Origin of the sequence: Hafnia paralvei ATCC 29927 (assembly GCF_001655005.1) — a bacterium.
Lineage (GTDB): Bacteria > Pseudomonadota > Gammaproteobacteria > Enterobacterales > Enterobacteriaceae > Hafnia > Hafnia paralvei.
In genome coordinates, this window is record NZ_LXET01000062.1 from 43,519 (window position 1) to 63,256 (window position 19,738).

18 protein-coding genes are annotated in these 19,738 nt (G+C 49.1%); 10 read left to right on the plus strand and 8 right to left on the minus strand.

Annotated features, from left to right (window positions below):
* Positions 1-49: 49 nt before the first annotated feature.
* Positions 50-2,380 carry a zinc/cadmium/mercury/lead-transporting ATPase gene (locus tag M988_RS19665; protein WP_064575430.1) on the minus strand — a complete coding sequence of 777 codons (2,331 nt, stop codon included), beginning with the start codon at positions 2,378-2,380 and terminating at the stop codon, positions 50-52.
* A 280-nt stretch (positions 2,381-2,660) separates the two neighbouring features.
* Between M988_RS19665 and M988_RS19670 the strand changes: the two genes are divergently transcribed.
* The 9 genes from M988_RS19670 (at position 2,661) to M988_RS19710 (ending at position 12,280) form a co-directional block, all read left to right on the plus strand.
* Positions 2,661-3,356, plus strand: a complete 696-nt coding sequence (locus M988_RS19670) for a pirin family protein (RefSeq protein WP_008815872.1) — start codon at positions 2,661-2,663, stop codon at positions 3,354-3,356.
* Positions 3,357-3,600: 244 nt separating this feature from the next.
* Positions 3,601-3,906, plus strand: a complete 306-nt coding sequence (locus M988_RS19675) for a PTS sugar transporter subunit IIB (protein ID WP_008815871.1) — start codon at positions 3,601-3,603, stop codon at positions 3,904-3,906.
* A 16-nt stretch (positions 3,907-3,922) separates the two neighbouring features.
* On the plus strand, positions 3,923-5,233 hold the full coding sequence (locus M988_RS19680; RefSeq protein ID WP_008815870.1) for a PTS sugar transporter subunit IIC: 1,311 nt from the start codon (positions 3,923-3,925) through the stop codon (positions 5,231-5,233).
* Positions 5,234-5,243: 10 nt separating this feature from the next.
* Complete coding sequence (locus tag M988_RS19685) at positions 5,244-6,623, plus strand: glycoside hydrolase family 1 protein (RefSeq protein WP_064575431.1); 1,380 nt, start codon at positions 5,244-5,246, stop codon at positions 6,621-6,623.
* Between the two features lie 100 nt (positions 6,624-6,723).
* Positions 6,724-7,641: a LacI family DNA-binding transcriptional regulator gene (locus M988_RS19690; RefSeq protein WP_008815868.1), complete on the plus strand. Its 918-nt coding sequence runs from the start codon at positions 6,724-6,726 to the stop codon at positions 7,639-7,641.
* Between the two features lie 111 nt (positions 7,642-7,752).
* The gene (gntR, locus tag M988_RS19695) at positions 7,753-8,748 is read left to right on the plus strand and encodes a gluconate operon transcriptional repressor GntR (RefSeq protein ID WP_064575432.1); all 996 of its coding nucleotides are present in this window, start codon (positions 7,753-7,755) and stop codon (positions 8,746-8,748) included.
* 188 nt (positions 8,749-8,936) lie between these two features.
* Entirely contained in the window at positions 8,937-9,476 is a 540-nt protein-coding gene (gene gntK, locus M988_RS19700; RefSeq protein WP_008815867.1) for a gluconokinase, read from the plus strand.
* Positions 9,476-10,813: a gluconate transporter gene (gntU, locus tag M988_RS19705; protein WP_008815866.1), complete on the plus strand. Its 1,338-nt coding sequence runs from the start codon at positions 9,476-9,478 to the stop codon at positions 10,811-10,813. Before gntK ends, gntU begins: the two co-directional genes overlap by 1 nt.
* Before the next feature lie 207 nt (positions 10,814-11,020).
* The gene (locus M988_RS19710) at positions 11,021-12,280 is read left to right on the plus strand and encodes a DUF3142 domain-containing protein (RefSeq protein WP_248846526.1); all 1,260 of its coding nucleotides are present in this window, start codon (positions 11,021-11,023) and stop codon (positions 12,278-12,280) included.
* Between the two features lie 134 nt (positions 12,281-12,414).
* On the opposite strand, the gene rhtC is transcribed toward M988_RS19710, so the two are convergent.
* The 3 genes from rhtC to M988_RS19725 form a co-directional block, all read right to left on the minus strand.
* Positions 12,415-13,038, minus strand: a complete 624-nt coding sequence (gene rhtC, locus M988_RS19715) for a threonine export protein RhtC (RefSeq protein ID WP_064575434.1) — start codon at positions 13,036-13,038, stop codon at positions 12,415-12,417.
* 71 nt (positions 13,039-13,109) lie between these two features.
* On the minus strand, positions 13,110-14,579 hold the full coding sequence (locus M988_RS19720; protein ID WP_064575436.1) for a sensor histidine kinase: 1,470 nt from the start codon (positions 14,577-14,579) through the stop codon (positions 13,110-13,112).
* Positions 14,580-15,296 (minus strand): response regulator transcription factor, encoded by a 717-nt coding sequence (locus M988_RS19725; protein ID WP_008815862.1) that lies wholly within the window; start codon positions 15,294-15,296, stop codon positions 14,580-14,582.
* Between the two features lie 188 nt (positions 15,297-15,484).
* Between M988_RS19725 and M988_RS19730 the strand changes: the two genes are divergently transcribed.
* Complete coding sequence (locus M988_RS19730) at positions 15,485-15,763, plus strand: hypothetical protein (RefSeq protein WP_008815861.1); 279 nt, start codon at positions 15,485-15,487, stop codon at positions 15,761-15,763.
* A 55-nt stretch (positions 15,764-15,818) separates the two neighbouring features.
* Here the strand turns inward: M988_RS19730 and rsmJ are convergent, their stop codons facing one another.
* The 4 genes from rsmJ to M988_RS19750 all read right to left on the minus strand — a co-directional run bounded on the left by rsmJ (position 15,819) and on the right by M988_RS19750 (position 19,593).
* Entirely contained in the window at positions 15,819-16,589 is a 771-nt protein-coding gene (rsmJ, locus tag M988_RS19735; protein WP_373368209.1) for a 16S rRNA (guanine(1516)-N(2))-methyltransferase RsmJ, read from the minus strand.
* Entirely contained in the window at positions 16,573-18,615 is a 2,043-nt protein-coding gene (gene prlC / locus M988_RS19740; RefSeq protein ID WP_008815859.1) for an oligopeptidase A, read from the minus strand. The genes rsmJ and prlC overlap by 17 nt, the downstream gene beginning before the upstream one ends.
* A 215-nt stretch (positions 18,616-18,830) precedes the next feature.
* Positions 18,831-19,196 (minus strand): hypothetical protein, encoded by a 366-nt coding sequence (locus M988_RS19745; protein ID WP_064575439.1) that lies wholly within the window; start codon positions 19,194-19,196, stop codon positions 18,831-18,833.
* Entirely contained in the window at positions 19,183-19,593 is a 411-nt protein-coding gene (locus M988_RS19750; protein ID WP_082919486.1) for a DUF6973 domain-containing protein, read from the minus strand. Before M988_RS19750 ends, M988_RS19745 begins: the two co-directional genes overlap by 14 nt.
* Positions 19,594-19,738 lie beyond the last annotated feature (145 nt).

Genomic DNA, 19,738 nt, shown 5'->3' on the forward strand with positions numbered 1-19,738 from the left:
TGCCTCTTAGTCGCGATTAATTTTTACTATTTTACATGTGGTTATGTAACTACTTCGTCTTTCTTAATAATCTTAAAGCATTAGCAGTTACCAATGCGGTAGCACCAGAATCAGCCAGAACCGCTAACCACAAACCGGTAAGTCCTAATAGACTCGTCACCATAAAGATGGCCTTCAGCCCCAGCGCAATAGTGATATTTTGCCGGATATTGGCATGAGTCGCACGCGACAGAGCAATAATCTCAGGCAATCCCGTTAGGCGGTTATGCGTCAACGCCGCATCGGCGGTTTCTAAGGCGACATCCGAGCCACTGCCCATGGCTATCCCAATGCTGGCCGCTTTCATCGCTGGCGCATCATTAATGCCGTCTCCCACCATTGCCGTGTCTGCTTTTCGGCTTAATGCGGTAACGGCTTCGACTTTATCAGCAGGCAGTAAGCTTGCACGAAAATCAATACCGAGCTGGCTGGCAATCGCCGCCGCGGCGCGTGGGTTATCGCCTGTAAGCATAACGCCACTGATCCCCATGCGTTTAAGCTGCGCAATAGCCTCTACCGCATCAGCACGTAGCGTATCGCTTAATGCGATCAGGCCAACCGGCAACTGAGCTTGAACCACTACGACTACCGTTTTCCCTGCACTTTCCAACTCATGCACCTGCGCTAACGCCGCTTCTGATAACGCATTTTGCGCCAGCTTTGAAGGTGCCATCACCTGAATCAATTCACCGTTGATATACCCTTCGACGCCAATACCCGCCTTAGCTTGGCGTTCATCAGCCGTCAGTTGTCCTAACTTCTGTTCAGTCACTTTGCGCACGATGGCCTGCGCCAACGGATGATGAGAACCCACCTCCACCGCGGCAGCAAGCGTGAGAACTCGCGCCGAATCCACGTCGCCCAGAGCCACCACGTCAGTGACCTGCGGAGTCCCCTGCGTCAGCGTTCCGGTTTTATCGAACGCAATCGTAGTGACTCGCCCTAGCTGTTCCAGCGCTGCGCCACCTTTAATCAAGGCTCCACGGCGTGTTGCGGCAGCTAAACCAGAGGTGATCGCTGCCGGAGTAGAAATAACTAACGCACAAGGGCAACCTATCAACAGCATAGTTAAACCACGATAGATCCACGTATCCCAAGGCTGGGCAAAAAAGAGCGGTGGAACCACAATCACCAGTAGCGAGAACAGCATGATCGCTGGCGTGTAATAGCGGCTAAAGCGATCCAGAAAACGCTCAATAGGCGCACGCCGTTCATCAGCTTCTTCGATCAATTGTAAAATACGGTCAATCGCATTATTGCCCGGCTCCGACACCACACGTAGCTGGCAAACACGATCGACCACCAGAGAACCCGCCGCAACTTTCTCACCGCTTTGGCGCTCCACGGGGACGGATTCACCGGTTAACGCACTTTCGTCAAAGCTCACTCCATCAGCCAGTAACTCTGCGTCCGCTGGCATACGCGCGCCCGGCGCAACTTCAATTATCTGTCCTGGCAATAGCGAAGAGACAGCGACCGTTTTACGCTGGCCGTTTTCAATCACGATGGCTTCTTCGGGCACCAGAGCCATTAACGCACTCACGCCCTTGCGTGCACGGTTAGCTGCATAAGACTCTAATAGCTCACCGATCATAAACAGCAGCAATACCATGGCTGCTTCTTCGGTCGCGCCAATAAATAGAGCACCAACAGCGGCAATACTCATGAGCGTTTCGATCGCAAATGGCGTGCCGCTACGAGTGAGTTTCCACGCTTGGCGTACCACTGGCGCTAAACCCACTAAAGTCGTCGCAATAAAGGCAATACGCCCTAATGCTGGACTAAACTGTTCAATGCCATAGCTGACAATCATCAAAACAACCAAAGAGATCAGCAGGCCGTATTCTTTCCAAAAGCTATTTTCTGGCGGTGACGTCGTTCCATTCACGCCAAGGAGAACGAAGCCCGCGTTTTCAACCGCAGTCTGCACTTTTTTACTGACGTCATGACCCGCATCGACCACCAGTTTTTCTGTGGCAAATAACACGGCGGCATGATTAACGCCGGGGATCCCGCTCACCGCGGTTTCTATTTTCTTAGCGCAGCTTGGGCAGTCCATCCCACGAACTTTCCAGCTAAAACGTTGGCTGCCAGCAGGAGGTGGAGTTAGAGAGGAACCTGAGGGGTGTTCATCTTCATCATCATTGTCATGGCAATGACCGCTGCTACAGCAACTGTCCCCACCCGATTTGGATCCTGCCGAATCGGTTTGTATATCCTGATGCTCATGAGCTGTGGAGCAACAGCCGTGCTGCGTTTTGCTATGGCTATGGCTGCAGCCACATGAAGAGTGTCCGTGAGCATGATTCGGCTCATGGGAGTGATGAATGTGTTCAGACATGCTGACCTCCGTGGTGTTATCCGATAACGGATGAAGATGGATTTCTAAGATTTTAGGGAAGTCTACACCTTGGAGTCGACTCCAGAGTCAAGGGTTTAAATGAGATAAATTCTTGTTTTGCATATTCCGGAAATGAAACAACTTTCATGATAAATCCAGATCTTGTTCTGATTTTTTGAACAGAGGGATGAGTTTTTTACGCTTTCTTATTATCGGCTTAGGTCTAAACTAGATTTCAACGACAAGAGCCTGATTGGCTGGCTCATAGGAGATTTTGATTATGATTTATATCCGTAAAGCAAATGACCGTGGTCACGCAAATCATGGTTGGCTCGATAGCTGGCACTCTTTCTCTTTCGCTGATTACTACGATCCCGATTTTATGGGATTCTCAGCGTTACGCGTGATTAACGACGATAGAATCGCTGCAGGTGAAGGTTTCCCAACGCATCCGCATAAAGACATGGAAATCCTGACCTATGTAATGGAAGGCGCCGTTGCTCACCAAGACAGCATGGGCAATAAAGAGCAGGTTAACGCCGGTGAGTTCCAGATCATGAGCGCCGGTACCGGTATTCGCCATTCTGAATTCAATGCTTATCAGGATCGCGACTTACATCTGTATCAGATTTGGATCATTCCCGATCAGAAAAACCTGACACCTCGCTACGAGCAAAAAGCGTTCGACGTGCCACAAGGGCGCCAATTGGTACTCTCTCCTGATGCTCGCGACGGGTCATTGAAAGTGTTCCAAGACATGACACTCACCCGTTGGGCGCTGCTGAAAGACGAGCAGAGCGTTTATCAGATGCAGGCAGATCGCCGCGTTTGGATTCAGGTTGTCAAAGGCAACGTTTCCATCAACGGCCAACACGTTAGCACCGCCGATGGTGTTGCCATCTGGGATGAAGCGGCAATTTCTATCCATGCTGATGATAAAGCGGAAATCCTGCTGTTCGACCTGCCAGCCGTATGAACCATTAGATAACGTGTTCAATGCCAGCCTAAGTGCTGGCATTTTTTATGCCTGAAATTCTTTGTTAGCCTATTTTTTCCACAGTATCTATTTAACTTGTGACCGTTTTCACAGCTTTTATCTGAGTAAATTTTCATTCCTGAATACCGCTCTCACTTTAGTTTTTTTGTATTGGAAACCGGTTTCCAAAATGTATCCAATGAGTTTTAGAAAATGAACCGTTTAACTCAGAGAGAACATAAAAATGAAAAAAATCATGCTGTGCTGTGCTGCGGGTATGTCCACCAGTTTATTGGTGAAAAAGATGCTGACATCCGCGCAGGAGCGCGGGTTAGACGTTGAAATCAAAGCTTTTGGCGCAGGCGAATTTGACGATCAGTTTGAGCATTATCAGGTCATATTGCTGGGGCCTCAGGTGAAATATATGCTCAGCGGCCTGGCGCAAAAAGCAGAGCCGAAAGGCATTCCGGTGGCGGCTATCGACATGATGGATTACGGAATGCAGCGTGGCGATAAAGTATTAGATTTTGCCCTGTCGTTAATCGATTAGCGCGAGGGGATCGCCAATGAGCTTATATCAATCAATGGTTAGCGTGATTGAACAAAAGATCGCGCCTCTAGCCGGTTCTATCGGGCAGCAAAAATATGTGATTGCCATCCGTGATGGTTTTCTCGCCGCCCTGCCCTTCATGATTATTGGCTCGTTCATGCTGGTATTTATCTTTCCGCCTTTCGACGCAGATACGCAATGGGGATTTGCCCGCGGCTGGCTGAATTTTTCACTTAAATACCGTGCCGAACTGATGTTGCCGTTTAACCTTAGCATGGGCGTAATGACATTTTTTATCTCCGTTGGTATCGGCGCCAGCATGGGTAAACACTATAAGCTCGATCCCATCATGACTGGCCTACTGGCATTCATGGCCTTTTTAATCGTCGCTGCGCCTTATAAAGATGATCACATCTCGACTCAGTACTTCTCAGGACAAGGGATCTTCACGGCAATTATCACTGCTATCTATGCCAGCGAAATGTACGCCCTCCTAAAGCGTAAAAACATCACCATCCGGCTGCCCAAAGAAGTCCCTACAGGGGTCGCCCGTTCGTTTGAAATCTTAATTCCTGTGGTGATCATCGTCGCAACGCTGCATCCGTTAAACCTTTTAGTTGAATCCATGACGGGGATGATTATCCCTGAAGCCATCATGCATTTATTGGCTCCGCTGGTTTCAGCCTCTGATTCCCTGCCAGCCATTTTGTTATCGGTGTTACTGTGCCAAATCCTGTGGTTTGCCGGAATTCACGGTGCGCTGATCGTTACTGGCATTATGAATCCGTTCTGGATGACCAATCTGGCACTCAATCAAACTGCATTAGCAACTGGCGCACCGCTACCGCACATCTATTTGCAGGGGTTTTGGGATCACTACCTGCTGATTGGCGGCGTGGGTTCTACGTTACCTTTGGCATTCCTACTGTTACGTAGTAAAGCCATTCACCTACGAACCATCGGAAAAATGGGCGTTGTACCGAGTTTCTTTAATATCAACGAACCAATTCTGTTCGGTGCCCCCATCATCATGAACCCCGTGTTTTTCCTGCCCTTTATTTTAGTACCCATGATCAATGCCACTTTTGCATGGACCGCCACCAAACTTGGCTGGGTTGCACAAGTGGTTTCAATGACGCCATGGACAACGCCTGCGCCAATCGGAGCCTCATGGGCTGCAAACTGGGCACTCAGCCCCGTCATTATGTGTCTGATCTGCATGGTGTTGTCCGCTGCAATGTACTACCCATTCCTGAAAGCCTACGAACGTACCTTGCTTAAACAGGAAGAAGATAAACAGGCCAATGAACTGGCGTTGAACTCATAACGGAGCACCTATGACACACTCGTTTCCAACTGGATTTTGGTGGGGCAGCGCCAGCTCGGCACCGCAAACCGAAGGCAATAGTCTTGGCAGCGGCAAAAGCGCCACGGTATGGGATCACTGGTTCTCCCAACAGCCAAATCGTTTTCATCAACAGGTGGGGCCACAAGATACATCGACCTTTTATCAGCATTGGCGAGATGATATTGCACTGCTAAAGCAGGTTGGACATAACAGCTTTCGCACTTCGATATCATGGGCGCGCTTAATTCCTAACGGCCGTGGAGCGGTTAATCCTGATGCGGTGTCATTTTATAATCAGATCATCGATGAAATGCTGGCTCAGGGCATTACGCCTTTTATCAATCTCTTCCATTTCGATATGCCGATGGTGATGCAACAGCAAGGTGGCTGGGAAAATCGTGAAGTCGTTGATGCTTACGCGGAATACGCCGCGACCTGTTTTCATCTGTTTGGCGATCGCGTCAAACACTGGTTTACCTTTAATGAGCCTGTGGTTCCGGTCGAAGGTGGCTATCTGTACGACTTCCATTATCCCAACGTGGTGGATTTTAAACGCGCCGCGACCGTGGCTTATCACACCATGCTCGCCCATGCACAGGCGGTGCAACGCTATCGCCAGTTGGATCAAGGTGGAGACATTGGCATTATCCTCAACCTGACGCCTTCTTATCCCCGTTCTGAGAATCCGGCCGATGTAAAAGCGGCAAATATCGCCGACCTAATGTTTAACCGTAGTTTTCTCGATCCCGCTCTGTTAGGTAAATATCCCGATGAGTTAGTCGATTTGCTCAAAATGCATCACCAACTGCCAGAATGCCGTGACGGCGATCGCGAGCTATTGGCTCAGGGCGTGGTCTCACTACTTGGAATCAATTACTATCAACCAAGACGCATCAAATCCCGTGATAGCATGGTGAATCCCGAGAGCCCGTTTATGCCTGAATGGTTCTTCGATAACTATGAAATGCCAGGGCGTAAAATGAATCCTTATCGCGGCTGGGAAATCTATGAAAAAGGCGTTTATGACATTTTGGCGAACCTACGCACTCAATACGGAAATCCGCGTTGTTTTATTTCAGAAAATGGCATTGGCGTAGAAAACGAGCAGCAATTTGTTGAACATGGGCAGGTACAAGACGACTACCGCATTGAATTCATTCGCGAACATCTGCAATGGGTGCATAAAGCGATTCAGGAAGGCAGTCGGTGCTTGGGTTATCATATGTGGACATTTATCGATAACTGGTCGTGGTGCAATGCCTACAAAAACCGCTATGGCTTTGTGCAACTCGATTTAGCGACGCAAACGCGGAAAATAAAAAAAAGTGGCCAATGGTTTGCCAAAGTCTCACAAGAGAACGGTTTTTAACACATTAGGCATTGTTTTGCTCGGAGATGCAGGGTTCTACTTTTTTAACCTGTATCTCCTGCACTAGAACGAATGATTTCACTCCAACTGGCAAAAGAATATGGCGACTATCAACGATGTATCACGACTCGCTCAGGTGTCCAAAGCCACAGTATCACGGGTACTCAGCGGCAGCCGTGGCGTGAAGGAGGAAAGCCGTCTGGCGGTACTAAAAGCCGCAGAAGCCCTGAACTATGCGCCGAATTTGATTGCTCAGTCGCTGAGTACACAAACGACCGGTTGCATTGGTGTCGTGTGCGCCATGGAAACTATCCAGCAGGCAGCGCATTACCTTCAGGCGTTAGAAAAACAGATGCGTCTGCATAAAAAACACCTTCTGCTACGCTTCGCCACCGATGCTGCCAGCGTACAACATGCGTTAAGCGAGTTGGGGCGCGGACTGTGTGATGCCATGATTATCATCGGAGCGCGTTTTACACTACCTCCGCTTGACGACACCATTGTGCTGATTGACTGTTTAGACGCCGAAGGCGGCAGCCGGATTGAGTTCGATCATGAGTTTGCTGCACACACCGCTTCTCAATATCTGGTCAGTCAGGGGCGACGCCAGTTGGCATTGCTAAATTATGACCAGAGCGATGCCGCTGACCAAACACTACAGGGTTATCGCAGCGCATTAGAATTTAACCTTATTCCTTACAACAGACAGCTTGTGACCCAATGTTCTCCCTCTATGAAGGTCGCCCTCCAGTCGTTGCTTAACAGCGGTGTTGCCTTTAATGGGCTTCTGCTACGCGATAACAACGATGCTCAGCAGGCAAAAGAACTGTTGCAAGCATTCAATCGTGATGTTCCTAGGCAGGTCATGATTTTTAGTCTCGATGGTTCCATGAGTCTTCCAGGGCAGCCCGCCATTGAATATCCATTAGAATCGTTGGCACAAAGAGCACTTGAGCTTATCGTCGGGTCACGTGATGCAGGGCACTCCTACGTGGTTCGCGGCGCATTAGTGGCGTGATATCCCAGAGCGCGATGTTTCGCATGATATGCGTAACATTTGTTTTATACGTGACATTGTTTTTTTGCTAAACTGTCTGCATTCGTCCGAACATTAGTTATTTCATTGAAAATGAAGAAAAAACGCCCTGTACTTCAAGATGTCGCAGACAAAGTTGGTGTGACAAAAATGACGGTAAGCCGTTATTTGCGTAACCCTGAGCAAGTTTCTGCTGCACTTCAAACAAAAATTGCAGTGGCGTTGGACGAATTGGGATACATCCCTAATCGCGCACCGGATATTCTCTCCAATTCAACGAGCCGCGCGATTGGCGTGCTTCTTCCTTCTCTGACCAACCAAGTTTTCGCCGATGTTATTCGTGGCATAGAAAGCGTCACCGACGCGCATGGCTATCAAACTATGCTAGCGCACTATGGCTATCGCCAAGAAAAAGAAGAAGAGCGTTTATTGTCTCTGCTCTCCTACAACGTCGATGGGTTGATCCTGTCTGAACGCAGTCACACCGCACGCACACGTAAGATGATCGAAGTGTCAGGCGTCCCCGTCGTGGAAATGATGGACTGCGTGACGCCGTGTATTGATATCGCGGTTGGGTTTGATAACTTCGAAGCCGCTCGTCAAATGACTCAGGCCATCATCGATCGCGGTCATCGCAAAGTGGTTTATTTTGGCGCTCGCCAAGATGAGCGTACGGTCATCAAACAGCATGGCTATGAAGCGGCAATGAATCATGCCGGCTTAGAGCCTCGTAGTGTCATGATCCCACGCGGTTCCTCTTACTCCGTCGGCAGTGAGCTACTGCGTGAAGCGCTAGAACGCTATCCTGACATGGACAGTATCTTCTGCACCAACGATGACTTAGCCGCAGGTGCTGCCTTTGAATGCCAGCGTTTGGGTCTGCGCATTCCTCAAGATATGGCGATCGCCGGTTTCCACGGCCACGATATTGGTCAGGTCATGACCCCGAAACTCGCCAGCGTATTAACACCTCGCCAGCGCATGGGGCAAATTGCCGCAGAGCGCATGCTAGCACGCCTACGCGGTGAAACCATTTCACCCCAGATGGTTGACGTTGGTTTCACACTTCTCTATGGCGGCAGCATCTAAAACCCCGTAAGCAACTACTCACTTATAGTTAATTACCGTTACTAACTGAGAGTAACCTCACAGTTATTGAAGCTACTTTGTCACGGTTCTTGCTAATTGTTATCTCTGCTCAGACAATGTTACCCATAACAAGTTACCAGTAACATTACGTTTAGCGGATGGTCTTCCGTCCCCTCTCTGGAGTAGAAATGAGCGAGCAAAAACCACAACACCACGTTTTTATCCTGATGGGCGTATCTGGCAGCGGTAAATCTGCTGTTGCAACTTCCGTAGCCCAACAGCTTGGCGCAGGTTTCCTAGATGGAGACTTCTTGCACCCCCGCGCTAATATCAAAAAAATGTCCGAAGGACATGCGCTGAATGATGAAGACCGCACGCCTTGGCTGAAAGCGGTTAACGACGCCATTTTTGCCATGCAACGTACCAACGACGTATCTCTGATCGTTTGTTCTGCACTGAAAAAGCGTTATCGCGACATGCTGCGCGACGGCAATAAAAACGTTTCTTTTATCTATCTAAAAGGCGATTTCGATTTGATCGAAAGCCGTCTGTTAGCGCGTAAAGGTCATTTCTTTAAACCGCAGATGCTAGTTTCACAATTTGAAGCGTTAGAAGAACCTACCAGCGATGAACATGACGTTCATGCTGTCGACATCAGCCTCCCACTGGACGGTGTTGTTGAAAATACAATTACAACCATTAAATCTGTGATTTCTCAGGGGTCATAATGAGCACCTTCACTCTCGTCTTTACCGCAGTCGGCTCCGTCCTACTGTTGCTGTTTCTGGTAATGAAAGCACGTATGCACGCTTTTGTTGCTCTGATGTTGGTATCTATCGGCGCAGGTATCTTCTCCGGAATGCCGCTGGATATGATTGCCAAGACCATGGAAAAAGGCATGGGAGGCACTTTAGGCTTCCTCGCTATCGTCGTCGCCTTAGGTGCCATGTTCGGTAAAATCCTGCATGAAACCGGCGCACTGGATCAGATTGCTGCCAAACTGCTCTCTAGCTTTGGAGAGAAGCGGGCACATTATGCACTAGGTATTGCAGGTCTGGTCTGTGCACTGCCGCTGTTCTTCGATGTTGCCATCGTTCTGCTGATTGGTGTGGTATTCGCCGTTGCTCGTCGTACCAACGGTAACGTGGTTAAACTGGCGATCCCTCTGTTTGCTGGGGTTGCGGGTGCCGCAGCGTTCCTGTTACCAGGTCCAACGCCTATGCTGCTGGCCTCTCAGATGGGAGCAGACTATGGTTGGATGATTCTGATCGGCCTGTGTGCTGCTATTCCAGGCATGATTTTAGCGGGTCCTCTGTTTGGTAACTTCATCAGCAAGTATGTCACTCTGGATCTGCCTGCTGATATCCAAGAGCCAAGCTTAGATAAGAGCAAACTGCCTTCATTCGGCTTCAGCTTAGCGTTAGTTTTATTCCCACTGGTTCTGGTTGGAATGAAAACCATCGGCGCGCGCTTTGTGGAAACCGGTACTGAACTGCATAAGTGGTTGGAATTTATCGGTCATCCGTTTACCGCAATTCTGCTGGCTTGTCTGGTTGCCATTTATGGTCTGGCTATTCGTCGGGGCATGAGCAAAGAGAAAGTCATGGAAGTATGTTCTGCGGCGATCCAGCCAGCGGGTATCATCCTTCTGGTTACCGGTGCGGGCGGCGTCTTCAAACAAATCTTGGTTGATTCCGGCGTAGGTCCAGCTCTGGGTAACTCTTTGATTGGTGCGGGTCTGCCAATTGCTGTGGCTTGCTTCGTACTCGCCGCTGCGGTTCGTGTGATTCAGGGTTCCGCTACCGTTGCGTGTTTAACGACAGTAGGCTTGGTTCTTCCGGTTATCGGCGAACTGGGTTACAACGGCGCACAGATGGCTGCACTGTCTATCTGTATCGCGGGTGGTTCCATCGTACTGAGCCACGTAAACGACTCCGGCTTCTGGCTGTTTGGTAAATTCACCGGTGCGACCGAAGCTCAAACGCTGAAAACCTGGTCAATAATGGAAACCATTTTGGGTACCACGGGCGCAGTCGTTGGTATGATCTTCTTCGCTGCGATGTAATTTGTCTCAGCGCTAACCCATCCTTTCTAGCCTGAAAACGCCTGATGTTCTCATCAGGCGTTTTGTTTTTTGGTGGCAAGCGTAAACCCGACTCTTTAAAAATCCCTAAACCCTTTATTCATCCTTGATGCCAAGCTTGTACTGGATCAGTATTCATAGACACGATCTCACATAATGTGACCGAACCAAGTTATTTAGGCGGTGGGGATGAAGCAGACGGACATGAAACGGACATGGATTGTAATCGGTATGGTGGCACTTTTTTGCAGCATACTTTTTAGTCTTTATCGAAATCCCTCATCAGGAACATCGGGAGAAAATCTCACACCATGGGATCAGCAAACCTATATTTGGCAAAGAGTCTGGACTCCACAGCACCAAGACGCACTTTTGCAAAGCCATGAACTATTTTCTAGCCTACGGGTGTTGGGACTACAGCTCAATCGCGATGAAGGCTTACGCAAAATCGCCGTAGATACCCAAATGCTGCGGCAAGATGGACGCCCCGTCTGGTTAGTGGTCCGCCTTGATGGGCAACTACAGCATATTGATTCGTCGTTGGTGTTTGAAAATCTACTTAATCAGCTACACCAATGGCAGCAGAGTGGTCTAAGCGTCACGGGCGTTGAAATTGACTATGATTCCCCCAGTTCAAAACTGGTGGTTTATCAACAATTTCTTAAGCTACTGCGAACGAGATTGCCACAGGATCTGCAACTCAGCCTAACGCTGTTACCTACATGGTTAGACTCTCCTTATTTGCCTGCGTTAATTCAGCAGGCGGATCAATCCGTGTTACAGGTGCATGCCGTCCTTTCGCCAGAGAAAGGGTTATTCGATGCTGAATTAGCGGCTAGCTGGATCAAACGCTATAGCAACGTGACACAAAAACCATTTTATGTCGCATTACCGGCCTATGGCATAGGGCTAGCGGGTTTTCAGAATCAACAGCCCGTGGTAGAGAGTGAAAGCTCCCTCTACATTGCAGGCCAAATGCAAGAGATCTCGGTTCAGCCTCAGACTATAGCTGATTTTTTATCTCAGCTTAGGTTACAGCATATCCCCCATTTAAAAGGGCTAATCTGGTTTCGCTTACCTCTCGAGGGCGACCGCAGAGCTTGGTCCATGCCAACGCTGAAAGCGGTGATCCTGCAACAAGCGTTGACCGTTCAATGGATTGTTGATGCGCAGGCCCAGCCAGCGGAGTCTGGCCAGACCGATGCTTTATATAATTTGGTACTGCGTAACAAGGGGCAAATAGATAGCGTTATGCCCAAAGAGATTACCATTTCCAGCGATCGTTGCCAGATAGCAGACGCCGTCGGAAATTATCGTTTAGACAGCGGCGATCAGCCGCTACGTTTTATTCGTATTCAGTCTCAGCAACTGCGGGCAAGCCGGAGCCAGGCTATCGGATGGGCTCGTTGTACTCAATTGGCTCCAGGAGATATTCATGTTACGCCTTAGCTTATTTGCTTGGAAAAGGCGTTGTAAAACCCTACTGTCCTTAAGTCTGGCACTAGCAACCACGCTAATGCCTTTCGCCCCTGCGAATGCCTGATGCCTGCAGCCCACCTTTTTATATGTATTAGCCAGTATAATTATGAACGCGAGAAAATTAGATGCAGACCGAAGCCGATAAACAGAACGCCCGCAACGCCGTCGATCCACTTAGCTAAACGCTGATAGCCACGACGCATTACCGGCAGGGCAAACACGGAGGCAACGATGCTGAACCATACGAAGGTTTCTGCCACAATCATCACAAATAACCCCACGCGCTCAGGCGTGCTAACGTTGTCACCCACAAACAGGGAAAACACCGAGCCAAAATAAATAACCGCTTTTGGGTTAGATAAGTTGGTTAGGAAGCCACGTAAAAAGGTTTTACCACGCGCTGGTAGAGTGACGTTAACCTCATCTCTGTTGTCCAACTGTCCTTTGGCTCGCGCAGATTTTAAGAGCTGATAGCCCATCCATGTCAGGTACAAGCCCCCGCCAACGGTAATAATGCTGTGCAGCCACGCCATTTTCATGAGCAGCAAATGCAGCCCCATCAGCGCCACCGCAGCCCAAATAACAATACCCAGTGTAATCCCTACAACACCCTGCATGGCTTCAGCGCGAGAGCGGCTAACCGCCGTTTGAGAAACAAAAAAGAAGTCAGGACCTGGAGCCATCAAGGCCACCAGATGAACCAATGCCACCGTCAAAAACAACATCATCGGAGTGAACTCTTATAATTAGAAGGGAAATTCATGCTACCACCAAGTGTGATAATAATTAAGGGAGCAATTCACACTGGCAGCATTAAACGAAAACAAGCGCCCTGCTCATTCTCATTGACCAACATGATGTCCCCGTCATGCAGTTGCAGCATGCGTTTGACAATCATTAGCCCAAGCCCTCCAGCCGACTGGCGACGCACGCCTGAAAGCAACGATGGACGCTCAAATAATCCCGCTTTTAGCTCTTCAGGAATACCTGTACCACTGTCGGTCAGTTGAACCCACATCTGCCCGTCTTGATGCCAAAGTTTCACCGCAATATACCCGCCTGAAGGCGTATGGCGGATTGCGTTATCCAAAAGATTGGTCAACACGCGCTCCATCATGTAGATATCAGCGTTGACCAGAGGTAAACCTTTAGGAACATCCGCACTAAGCCTAATCTGACGGGTTTCAGCCGTAAGCTCAAACTTTTGGAAAATATCCTGCAACAGCTCACTAAACGACATACGCTCTTTTTGCGGCTTCACTACGCCATATTCTAAGCGCGCCAGCTCAAACAGCTCTTGTGCCAAACGGCCTACTTTCAGGCTCTGCGCGAGTGCAATATCTAAATAACGTTTACGTTCAGCGTCACTCAAGCTGGATGACTTGACCGACAGCGTTTCTAAATACCCATGTAAAGACGTCAGCGGCGTTCGCAAATCATGTGAAATATTGGCAATAAATTCACGGCGTTGTTGATCCTGCTCCGCCAAGGTTTTCCACTGCTCGGCAATACGCTTGGCCATCAAAACAAATGCACGTCTGAGCTGAGTAACCTCATTACTTTTTACGTCAGCGTCTGGCACGCTCAGCGCCATGACCCGCGCATAATCCAACCCTTCCTGTTCCAGTTTGATCACCTGACGGGTGAGTTGACGCACCGGCTTAGTCACCCAGCGGAAAGCCAGCCAACCAGCCAGAGAACCAAACAGCATAATCAACCCCATCGACCAAAACGCCGTTAGCGCCGCCGATCCCATTCGGGCATCATCGGCTAGTCGAGCATAGTCTTCACCAAGCAGCACAACATATAAGTATCCTTCGGTTTTACCATCGACTTGCAGTGGCGCGACGCTAAAGACTTTTTGCCCATCAATGCTGCGCGGATCATCACCCAAAACGGGCATGCTTTGCCCCTGCATCAGCGCATTGATAGGTTTTAGATTCACATCGCGGCGTTTAATCCGCCCTTCCGGCGCGGCATCTCCGATGATGTGTCCTTGCTTATCTAACAAATAAACCTCGACGCTCGGATTCACTGACATAAGCTGATCAAATAGCTTTTTTACCGACGCAGGATTCAGCCCTTGTGACCCCAAAAGTTTATTATTTTCAGTGATGTGCTGAGCAAGATTGACCGATAAACGCTGGATCACCTGCTGGCTGTATTGGGTATTGCTGCGAACCTGAAGCCAGCCAGATACCGCGCAGCAAACCACCAGCAACAGCGCAAAAACGAGCGTTAAACGCTGAGAGAGACTCAATCGATTCATTTAGTTACCCGCACCCGACGCCGTAAATTTATAGCCAGAACCCCAAACAGTCAGAATATATTGCGGCTCTGAGGGATCCGCTTCGATCTTGATTCGTAGGCGGTTGATGTGGGTGTTCACCGTATGTTCGTAACCATCATGTTGATAACCCCAGACCTGATCAAGCAATTGCAAACGCGAAAACACCTTGTCTGGATTCTTGGCGAAAAAATACAAGAGATCAAACTCACGCGGAGTAAGATCGATAGGCTGCTGATTCATCCACACCGCACGCGCAATAGGGTCGATTGTCAGACCCGCCATATCCAAACGTCCTGCATCCATCTGGAGATTACGGCTCATCGCCTCCTGACGGCGAAATAGCGCTTTTACTCGCGCAGCCAGCTCAACCATGGAGAAAGGCTTAGCCACATAGTCATCAGCACCCAGCTCTAGTCCCAAAACGCGATGAACTTCGCTAGAACGAGCGCTGATCATAATAATCGGTGTATAGCGCGTCATGCTGCGGGCTCGGCGACAAATATCGAGCCCATCAATTCCCGGCAGCATCAAGTCCAGAATCAGCGCATCCCAGCCGCCTTGCTCTAACATGGACATCCCCGCAATACCATCGGCGGCGTGTTCTATCTGATAGCCTTCATCGCGTAGATGCAAAGCCAGTAGATCGGCAATATGTGAGTCATCTTCTACAATTAGAATTCGCTTCATTCCTTCCATCGCGTTCTCACTCCAAGCTGGATGGTTTATACCCAAGTACCTGCATCTTGAAGGACTACGGGAATATATTCAGTCTACACAGGGTTTGTGTCCTGAGTTATCACAAATAATTTATAACTCGGTGAGGATTTAATGAACACGTGAAGGCAATACTGGCTTCGCCCCCATAACTGGATAAGGATCTGACCATGAAAAAACTCATTACCACCGTGATGTGTAGCGCTTTACTGATGGGTACTGGATTTGCTTTCGCCGCGGATTCAACCAGTACGTCAGATAAAAGCATGCATAACGATCCGCATAAAATGGATCACACCAGCAAAAAACCGCAGGAAATGAAAAAGCAACATCTGGACGCCATGCAAAAAGGCGAAGCACCAAAACAAGATGAAATGAGCAAAGACCAGATGGATAAACAACCGATGAAATCGGGAGATACGATGAAAAAAACGAGTTCAGGGTACTAAAACTTAAATGACCTAGCCCCGATTAAGGGGCTAGGCAGAGGGATTCTCGCCAGATTCACTTTAGCGGCGTATAGATATCAAAGCGATGATTCTTGGTTGTGGTCGCCGCATGCGCAGGAACATCTGCCAGCGGAGGGGCATAATCAGGACGCTTCACCACAATGCGTTTCGTGGCCAGAGCTCGCGCTGGCGCCAACAATGCGTCAGCATCCAAATCCGCCCCGACCAATGATTGAAACACTCGCATCTCTTTCTTCACTAACGCACTTTTCTGTTTGTGCGGATACATCGGATCGAGATAAACCACTTCCGGAGCGGGCGTGAGATCTTTCAACGCATCAATACTGGACGCATGCAGCAGCGTTAAACGCTCTTGTAGCCACCCCCCAATTTCTGGATCGGCATAGCCACGCTGCAAGCCGTCGTCGAGCAAAGCCGCCACCACGGGATGGCGCTCTAGCATTCGTACATGGCAACCCACGGAAGCTAACACGTAGGCATCACGGCCTAACCCTGCGGTAGCATCCACAACGCTTGGCACATAGCTACCTTTGATGCCTACCGCTTTAGCGACGGCTTCACCACGACCACCGCCAAACTTGCGACGATGAGCCATGGCTCCCGCAACAAAATCGACGAAAATCGCGCCTAGCTTAGGTTCATCCAGTTTACGCAGTTCCAAATGTTCCTGCGTTAATACCAGCGCCATCAGCGCTTCAGGATCGTGAACCAGTCCCCAACGTTCGGCTAAATGCGATAAGGCGCCGCTATCGGCGCCCTCTTCCAACAATAACTGAATACTCAACGAATTAGCCCTTGATGCCATAATGACGCAGCATCGCATCGATTTTAGGCTCACGGCCACGGAAGTTTTTGAAGAGATTCATTGGCTCATCTGAACCACCCTGCGACAGGATATTGTCGAGGAACGCACGACCGGTATCGACGTTGAAAATCCCTTCTTCTTCAAAACGAGAGAAAGCATCAGCCGATAACAATTCTGCCCACAGATAGCTGTAATACCCAGCAGCATAACCACCAGCGAAAATATGGCTGAAGGCATGTGGGAAACGTCCCCAGCTCGGCGATGGCATCACTGCAACCAACGCTTTTACCTCTTTCAACGTCTCAAGAATACGAGCGCCCTGCGCAGGATCAAACTCGGTATGCAGACGGAAGTCGAACATCCCGAACTCGAGCTGACGCAGGATAAACAGCGCCGCCTGATAGTTCTTCGCTGCCAGCATTTTATCTAACATTTCCTGAGGCAACGGTTCATTGGTCTGATAGTGACCTGAGATGAACGCCAACGCCTCTGGCTCCCAGCACCAGTTTTCCATGAACTGGCTTGGCAGCTCGACGGCATCCCACGGCACCCCGTTAATGCCAGAAACACCCGCGGTTTCAATGGTGGTTAGCATGTGGTGCAAACCGTGGCCAAACTCATGGAACAGCGTTGTCACTTCATTGTGAGTGAACAGCGCAGGTTTATCGCCGATTGGGCGATTAAAGTTACAGGTTAGATAAGCGACCGGTTTTTGTAAGCTGCCGTCGGCACGACGCAGACGCCCAACGCAATCATCCATCCATGCCCCGCCGCGCTTGTGTTCGCGCGCGTAGAGGTCAAGATAGAAGCTACCGCGCAGTTCGCCCGTTTCATCATACAGCTCAAAGAAACGTACCTCAGAATTCCACACATCGACATCATGGCGTTCTTTAGCGGTAATACCATAAATGCGTTTTACTACTTCGAACAAACCACTTAATACACGCTGCTCAGGGAAGTAAGGACGCAGTTGCTCATCGCTGATGGAGTAAAGGTGCTGTTTCTGTTTTTCGCTGTAGTAGGTGATATCCCACGCTTCCAACTCCGTCACATCATAGTGCTTGCGGGTAAACTCACGCAGCTCAGCTAATTCCTGAGCACCCTGTGGGCGAGCACGTTCAGCTAAATCATTGAGGAATGCCAGAACCTGCTGTGGGTTCTCTGCCATTTTGGTCGCCAATGATTTATCGGCATAGGATTTAAAGCCCAGCAGCTGTGCAAGTTCGTGACGCAACTGCAGCGTTTCAGCCATGATTTCGCTATTGTCCCACTGACCTGCATTTGGTCCTTGATCGGATGCCCGCGTGGTAAACGCCTGATACATCTCATGACGTAGTTCACGGTTATCGGCATAGGTCATAACCGGCAAATAACTCGGAATATCCAGAGTGAGTAACCAGCCTTCTTTTTCTTTGGATTCTGCTAACGCTTTCGCCGCAGCCATCGCACTTTCAGGTAGGCCCGACAGCTCTTTTTCGTCGGTAATCAGCTTGCTCCAGCCCATAGTGGCATCTAACACATTGTTGCTAAATGCTGAACCCAGCTCAGACAAACGCGCCATGATTTCACCATAACGCTGCTGTTTCTCTTTCGGTAAACCGATGCCTGACAGTTCAAAATCGCGCAGTGAATTTTCTACCGCTTTCTTCTGCGGCTTGGTGAGTACCGCAAAACCGGCACCCTCTTTCAGACTACGATAGGCTTGATATAGCCCCTCATGTTGTCCAACCCACGTGCCATACTCAGACAGCAAAGGTAGACACTGTTCGTAAGCTTCGCGCAGCTCTGGACTATTTTGTACGGAATTCAAATGACTGACCGGAGAAAAGATACGGCTCAAACGGTCATCAACTTCAGCCAGTGGCTGACACAGGTTGTCCCATGTAAATGGCGCATCTTGTGCGACCACGCGCTCAACCTCAGCACGACAATCTGCCAGTGCAGCTTTCACCGCAGGAACGATGTCTTCAGGTTTGATTTTAGAAAAGGGTGGCAGTTCGAACGGCGTCAGTAACGGATTGGTCATAAGGAAGCGTCCTGTATAGTTTTGCCATTAACAACGAAGGTTAACGGTCTTAGCCGCAGCAACGCGGCATATGAATAGATTCAACCAGCCGCCCAACTCTGCGAGCAACCGGTATAAAATTCGTGTTTAGATCTAAGATGAGGTTAAGTGTAGCGAAAATCAATGGCTGGTAGGTTCAATCGCTTTGATAGGAGGCACAACAAGCCCAAATACATCTAAGAGCAAGAAATCTGCTCCATAACATGATTATCGTAAGTAATGGCAAAAAACGCAGGATAAGGGCTTTGTTGCTGCGTTTTAAACGCTAATTGCTGGTGAGAGGACAATTGCCAAGACAGGTATTTTTCACTGATGAAATACCCGTCACCATTGCCTAATAAATCAACTAACTGTGACGTGCTTTTTGTACATAAATCGCGATCAACAGCCAGACGCCACACCATATCAAGCCGGTGCTTAGAAAGCTTCCAGCGTTGCTGATCAAATGGACTTGAGCCATAGCGTTTAAGCTGTTCTAAGCTAGAAGAGTCCTTACAGCTACACAACGTTAGTACGAGGGCTATGATACTAAAAATGTACAAGTCTCCCTCCTTGCGCAGCTTTTAAGCACATTTCTGCAAGCTCATTATTGGGTCTTTGTGTTTGTCCAATATCCGCACCAACATAGTTATTAGCCATGTCCATACGCCTTTCTTCTCTCGGGTTATTAGGAAAGCGCTCATGCGCGTTGAGGTAATCCAGTGCGTCGTAATACCCCAAATCCCTCGATAATAAAGCCGCGAAATAGCAATGCCTAAATGCATCAGACATATCATTATGGCCATTGTGACCAAATATCTGGATAGTTTTTTGCGTCGCCTCATCTGCCGAGAAGCGTATTACCGGGGCGCTGTAAGGACAACTCGCCACAAATAATTTTTCCGACTCACTCAACATATCAAATTGCTGCAATAACCCCATTGTAAATCCCTTTTGCATGGCATTCCTTGTCACACAATTATCTGCTTTCAAGATTCGACCATTCTTTATCTGTATCACAAAACCAATATGCGATAATCCATAAAGTCTTTCATCGCCATACCGTTTATACTTAACCGTCACCTGCTGACATGCCGCGACGCCC

Coding starts and splice junctions, on each gene's coding strand:
- M988_RS19665 (WP_064575430.1), bottom strand. CDS start 2,380: ATGTCTGAACACATTCATCACTCCCATGAGCCGAATCATGCTCACGGA.
- M988_RS19670 (WP_008815872.1), top strand. CDS start 2,661: ATGATTTATATCCGTAAAGCAAATGACCGTGGTCACGCAAATCATGGT.
- M988_RS19675 (WP_008815871.1), top strand. CDS start 3,601: ATGAAAAAAATCATGCTGTGCTGTGCTGCGGGTATGTCCACCAGTTTA.
- M988_RS19680 (WP_008815870.1), top strand. CDS start 3,923: ATGAGCTTATATCAATCAATGGTTAGCGTGATTGAACAAAAGATCGCG.
- M988_RS19685 (WP_064575431.1), top strand. CDS start 5,244: ATGACACACTCGTTTCCAACTGGATTTTGGTGGGGCAGCGCCAGCTCG.
- M988_RS19690 (WP_008815868.1), top strand. CDS start 6,724: ATGGCGACTATCAACGATGTATCACGACTCGCTCAGGTGTCCAAAGCC.
- gntR (WP_064575432.1), top strand. CDS start 7,753: ATGAAGAAAAAACGCCCTGTACTTCAAGATGTCGCAGACAAAGTTGGT.
- gntK (WP_008815867.1), top strand. CDS start 8,937: ATGAGCGAGCAAAAACCACAACACCACGTTTTTATCCTGATGGGCGTA.
- gntU (WP_008815866.1), top strand. CDS start 9,476: ATGAGCACCTTCACTCTCGTCTTTACCGCAGTCGGCTCCGTCCTACTG.
- M988_RS19710 (WP_248846526.1), top strand. CDS start 11,021: ATGAAGCAGACGGACATGAAACGGACATGGATTGTAATCGGTATGGTG.
- rhtC (WP_064575434.1), bottom strand. CDS start 13,038: ATGATGTTGTTTTTGACGGTGGCATTGGTTCATCTGGTGGCCTTGATG.
- M988_RS19720 (WP_064575436.1), bottom strand. CDS start 14,579: ATGAATCGATTGAGTCTCTCTCAGCGTTTAACGCTCGTTTTTGCGCTG.
- M988_RS19725 (WP_008815862.1), bottom strand. CDS start 15,296: ATGGAAGGAATGAAGCGAATTCTAATTGTAGAAGATGACTCACATATT.
- M988_RS19730 (WP_008815861.1), top strand. CDS start 15,485: ATGAAAAAACTCATTACCACCGTGATGTGTAGCGCTTTACTGATGGGT.
- rsmJ (WP_373368209.1), bottom strand. CDS start 16,589: ATGGCATCAAGGGCTAATTCGTTGAGTATTCAGTTATTGTTGGAAGAG.
- prlC (WP_008815859.1), bottom strand. CDS start 18,615: ATGACCAATCCGTTACTGACGCCGTTCGAACTGCCACCCTTTTCTAAA.
- M988_RS19750 (WP_082919486.1), bottom strand. CDS start 19,593: ATGCAAAAGGGATTTACAATGGGGTTATTGCAGCAATTTGATATGTTG.